Here is a 5,123-nt window from a genome sequence, read left to right on the forward strand (position 1 = left end):
CGCAGCCGAACGCCACACCCGGACATGATCGCCGCCGAGCCACAGCCACCCCGCCCGGCGGCTGGTGTCCTCGGGTCCTGGCGGCGCCGGCGCGTGTCCGCGCGCCGCCGGCCGGAACACCGCTGCCAGGTATGTCGCACGCTCGATCTCCATCGAGGAACAAGCTGGTTTACACGAATGCACGTCGACTAAAATGACGGGCATGAGTGAACGTCCGTTGACCGATGTCGCATCGGGTCCCACGCTGGGCGAGAGCAGGGCCCGGGTGCTGGATCTGCTGCGCGCGGCGGACGCGCCGCTGGGCGTCCAGCAGGTCGCCGCGGAAACGGGCCTGCATGCGAACACGGCGCGCTTCCATCTGGACAATCTGGTTGAAACCGGTCTGGCCGAGCGGCACGTCGAGGAACGCAACCAGCCCGGTCGCCCGCGAATGGTGTACGGAGCGAAGGAGCTGGACACCTCCGCGGGTCAGCGCAGCTACCAGCTGCTCGCGACGATGCTGGCCACGTTGGTCGCCGGCGAACTGCCACAGCCTCGGCAGGCGGCCATCTCCGCGGGCCAGGAGTGGGGTCGCTATCTGGCCGAGCGGCCGGCGCCGTTCGAGCGCGTCGACGCCGAGGACGGGATCCGGCGCCTGTCGGCCGTGCTCGCGGACGCCGGCTTCGCGCCCGGCGCTGTGGCCGACGCCGAAAGCCCGGTCATTCCGCTGCGGCACTGCCCGTTCCGGGAGATCGCTCAGCAGCACGGCGACGTGGTGTGTTCGCTGCATCTGGGACTGATGCAGGGCGTACTCGCCGAAGTGCGGGCGCCGGTCGCCGCGGCGCGGCTCGACCCCTTCGTCGAACCGTCCCTGTGCCTGGCCCACTTGACCGTCTCAAAGAGCTAGCGAGATCCCGGGACGCCACGATCAGGTGTCGGGCACCGTGCCGGTGCCGCCTGCTGGGTTACGGCTCGTCAGGGCCGGGTTCGTCGCCACTGGCGGCGTGATCACCATCGGCCTTGTCTTCGGGGGTCACGGCGGAGGCGAATGCTTCCGATAGGGCATCGGGTGCGTCCGTGCTGGGCACCGTGCGGCCGGTGAAGGTGATGTGGTTCTCGGCGCGCAGCCGCTCGATCATGTGCGGGTAGTGCAGTTCGAAGGCCGGGCGTTCGGAGCGGATACGGGGCAGTTCGGTGAAGTTGTGCCGCGGCGGTGGGCAGGTCGTGGCCCACTCCAGCGAGTTGCCGTAGCCCCAGGGGTCGTCGACCTCGACGACTTCGCCGTAGCGGTAGCTGCGCACGACGTTGTAGACGAACGGCAGCACCGAGGCGCCCAGCACGTAGGAACTGATGGTGGACACGGTGTTCAGCAGGGTGAAGCCGTCGGTGGACAGGTAGTCGGCGTAGCGGCGCGGCATGCCCTGGTTGCCCAGCCAGTGCTGGATCAGGAAGGTGCCGTGGAAGCCGAGGAACGTAGTCCAGAAGTGCCACTTGCCGAGGCCCTCGTCGAGCATCCGGCCGGTCATCTTGGGGAACCAGAAGTATATCCCGGCGTACGTGGCGAACACGATCGTACCGAACAGCACGTAATGGAAGTGCGCGACCACGAAGTAGGTGTCGGTGACGTGGAAGTCGATCGCCGGCGACGCCAGCAGCACCCCGGTCAGGCCACCGAAGAGGAAGGTCACCATGAACCCGACGCTGAACAGCATCGGCGTCTCGAAGCTCAGCTGCCCCTTCCACATGGTGCCGATCCAGTTGAAGAACTTGATCCCCGTCGGGACCGCGATGAGGAAGCTCATCAGGGCGAAGAACGGCAGCAGCACCGCGCCGGTGGCGTACATGTGGTGCGCCCACACAGCCATCGACAGCCCGCCGATGGCGATCGTCGCGAAGATCATACCTTTGTAGCCGTACAGCGGTTTGCGGGCGAAGACAGGGACGATCTCGGTGACGATGCCGAAGAACGGCAGCGCCACGATGTACACCTCGGGGTGGCCGAAGAACCAGAACAGGTGCTGCCACAGGATCGCGCCACCGCTCTCCGGGTCGAACACGTGGGCACCCAGTCGGCGATCGGCCAGCAACCCGAACAACGCCGCGGTCAGGATCGGGAACGCCACGAGGATCAGGATGCTGGTGACCAGGATGTTCCAGGTGAAGATCGGCATCCGAAACATCGTCATGCCCGGCGCGCGCAAGCACACCACGGTCGTGACCATGTTGACCGCGCCGAGGATCGTGCCCAAACCGCCGACGATGAGGCCGGTGATCCACAGGTCGGCTCCGACGCCCGGCGAGTGGATGGCGTCCGAGAGCGGGGTGTAGGCGAACCACCCGAAGTCGGCGGCGCCACCTGGCGTCAGGAAGCCGGACAGCACGATCAGGCCGCCGAAGAGGTACAGCCAGTACGAGAACGCGTTGAGCCGGGGGAAGGCCACGTCCGGTGCGCCGATCTGCAGCGGCAGGATGTAGTTGGCGAACCCGAACACGATCGGTGTGGCGTAGAGCAGCAGCATGATCGTGCCGTGCATGGTGAACATCTGGTTGTACTGCTCCTGCGAGAGGAACTGCAACCCCGGCCGCGCGAGTTCTGTCCGGATCAGCATGGCCATCAGGCCGCCGACCATGAAGAACCCGAACGACGTGACCATGTACATGATCCCGATCTGCTTCGGATCCGTCGTGCGCATCAACCGCAACAGCGTGGAGCCCTTCACCACCGGCCGCACCGGATAGGGGCGCGTCTCGATCGGAACAGGACCTCGTGTGGTCGTCACTGTGAACTCCGTCCGACAACATCGTCTCGTATCGGCCACGCGCCGCGCGACCGACTGGACAACCACCGCTCGAGAGGAGCACGGTGCGCCGCATGGTCCAGCCACGCGGGCGGATGCCTCAACGACGTCCGGTGTTGTCGCGCCGCGTCGGTGCTGCTGCGCGCCGGAGGCGATGTCGTGACCGGTGTGCACGCACATCGGCCACGCGGCCGAACGAATCTCCGTGCGCGCAACCCGATCTGTCGCGCAGAGAAGGCCGGCCTGCCGGGATGGCTCACCGAGCCTGCGGAGCGGCTGTCGCAGGTCGAGAGACGAACCGCGACTGCTGACGCCACCAGCCGACCTCCTTGCCGCTCGAAGCGGTGATCGTTTATACGAGTGACTATAGTGTAAACCTGGGTGACTGAACAGCGGAGGTGATAGCTCGCCTGCCGGGTTGGCTCCGGCTTGGGGCCGGCGCGCCGATGGGTTGCTCAGTCGCCGACCAGGGTGGCCAGCGGCACCGACGGGTCAGTGAGACGGCCGACATCAACCGGTTGACCTGCCCGGATCAGGTTCTGCACGGGCGCGATGCCCTCATCCCATTGGTTGACGTGCATGCCGGCCACGACACGCTCCCCAGCTAGCCAGAAGGCGTGGAAGGCTCGCGCGTCGATGTCGCCGCGGGTGACCACGGTGTCGTACCCACCCGGAGCGAACCATCCCGAGAATTCCATTCCCACGTCGTACTGATCGGTAAAGAAGTACGGGAGCGCGTCGTTGTCCGTGGACTGGCCCAGCATTGCGCGGGCGGCGGCAGGCCCACCGTGGAGCGCGCTGGCCCAGTGTTCGACACGGATGTGCCTGCGGTAAAAGGAATTGAACGAGTTCGCGACGTCACCGGCGGCGTAGATGTCGGGGTCGCTGGTGCGAAACGATGCGTCGACGACGACGCCGTTGTCGACCATCAGGCCCGCTCGGTCTGCCAGTTCCGTGTTCGGCAAAGCGCCGATGGCGACGAGGACCACCTCCGCCGGAATCTCGGTGCCGTGGTCACTCAGTACGGCCGAGACGCGGCTTCCGTTTCCTCGCAGCCCGACGACGCGGTGACCGACGCGCAGGTCGACGTCGTTGCGGCGGTGCAGATCGCCGAAGAAGCCGCCCATCTCGGGGCCGAGAGCGGGACGAAGAGGGGTGGCGGACGGTTCGACCACGGTCACGTCGCAGCCGTAGGCGCGTGCGGCGGCGGCGACCTCCATTCCGATCCAGCCTCCGCCGATGACGACGACACGACCGCCGGAGCGGATCGCGTCCCGCAGTTTGTCGGTGTCGTCGATGGTGCGCAGGTCGTGGACGCCGTCAAGGTGGCTGCCGCGGATGTGGAGGCGGCGCGGTGACGCGCCGGTGGTCAGCAGCAGCTTCGTGTAGCCGATCCGTTCGCCGGTATCGAGTTCGACCTGGTGCGCAACCCGGTCCACGGCGTTGACGCGGCGGCCCTGCAGCAGTTCCACCGAGTTGTCGGCGTACCACTGCTCGGTGAACACGCGGGCACTCACCCTGTCCTCCTTGCCCAGGAGGTAGCCCTTGGACAGCGGCGGCCGCTCGTAGGGCAACTCGGGTTCGGCGCCGATCAGCACAATGCGTCCGGAGAATCCCTCCCCGCGCAGGGTCTCTGCGGCTTTCGCCCCGGCGAGGCCGGCACCGGCGATGACGTGACTGTGTTCGCTGGCCATGGTGGTCTCCATTACGTGAGACGGAGATGCCGCGCCGGATGCGGTCGCGCGGCTCGGGACGCAAGCATCGCCCAATTCGTTGGCACTCAACGCCCTGCGCTCACACCGTGATCCCGCGGTCATCCGCGTGGCGGAGCCGCGTCCAGGCGCGACGCGGCTCCTCGGATCATCGCTGCGACGCGCGCCCAGGGGTGTACCGGACCGACAACCTGGCCAGGGCCACGGCCGCCACCAGCAGTCCGAAGTCGCGCAGTGCGACGTCGTAGAAGCCAGGGATCGTCAGCAGGTTGACGATGATGCCGAGCAGCCACGCAGCGACCACCCACGCGCCGAGTCGTGGAAGAAGTGCGACGGCGACGCCCGCGATGATCTCGACGACGCCGATGACGTACATCGCTTGCTGGGCGGTCCCGGGAACGATCCCGTCGATCCACGGCGCGAGGTAGTGGGGCCAGTCGGTGAGCAGGTTGGCGAACTTGTCCAGGCCGAACAGGATCGGCGCCACGGTGAACACCGTCCTGAGCACCAGGAATGCCTGGTAGCCGGGTTCGTGCAGCTCCGCGCGGTTGATCAGGCCCCGGTGTGACGTCGCCTCGTTGCTGGCAGTCATGATCTCTCCTTCTAAAATTAACTTGAGCTGACTTTAGAAGAC

4 protein-coding genes are annotated in these 5,123 nt (G+C 66.8%); 1 reads left to right on the forward strand and 3 read right to left on the reverse strand.

Annotation, left to right across the window (positions count from 1 at the left end):
* The first annotated feature begins 202 nt into the window (after positions 1-202).
* On the forward strand, positions 203-886 hold the full coding sequence (locus tag VFH65_RS12490; protein ID WP_353321870.1) for a helix-turn-helix transcriptional regulator: 684 nt from the start codon (positions 203-205) through the stop codon (positions 884-886).
* A 58-nt stretch (positions 887-944) separates the two neighbouring features.
* On the opposite strand, the gene ctaD is transcribed toward VFH65_RS12490, so the two are convergent.
* The 3 genes from ctaD to VFH65_RS12505 form a co-directional block, all read right to left on the reverse strand.
* On the reverse strand, positions 945-2,759 hold the full coding sequence (gene ctaD, locus VFH65_RS12495) for a cytochrome c oxidase subunit I (protein ID WP_353321872.1): 1,815 nt from the start codon (positions 2,757-2,759) through the stop codon (positions 945-947).
* Between the two features lie 473 nt (positions 2,760-3,232).
* Complete coding sequence (locus VFH65_RS12500) at positions 3,233-4,471, reverse strand: NAD(P)/FAD-dependent oxidoreductase (protein ID WP_353321874.1); 1,239 nt, start codon at positions 4,469-4,471, stop codon at positions 3,233-3,235.
* Positions 4,472-4,637: 166 nt separating this feature from the next.
* A complete protein-coding gene (locus VFH65_RS12505) occupies positions 4,638-5,081 on the reverse strand; it encodes a hypothetical protein (protein WP_353321876.1) in 444 nt (147 codons plus the stop codon).
* Positions 5,082-5,123 lie beyond the last annotated feature (42 nt).

It is taken from the genome of Mycobacterium sp. (assembly GCF_035697385.1).
Taxonomy (GTDB): domain Bacteria; phylum Actinomycetota; class Actinomycetes; order Mycobacteriales; family Mycobacteriaceae; genus Mycobacterium.

Coding starts and splice junctions, on each gene's coding strand:
- VFH65_RS12490 (WP_353321870.1), top strand. CDS start 203: ATGAGTGAACGTCCGTTGACCGATGTCGCATCGGGTCCCACGCTGGGC.
- VFH65_RS12500 (WP_353321874.1), bottom strand. CDS start 4,471: ATGGCCAGCGAACACAGTCACGTCATCGCCGGTGCCGGCCTCGCCGGG.
- VFH65_RS12505 (WP_353321876.1), bottom strand. CDS start 5,081: ATGACTGCCAGCAACGAGGCGACGTCACACCGGGGCCTGATCAACCGC.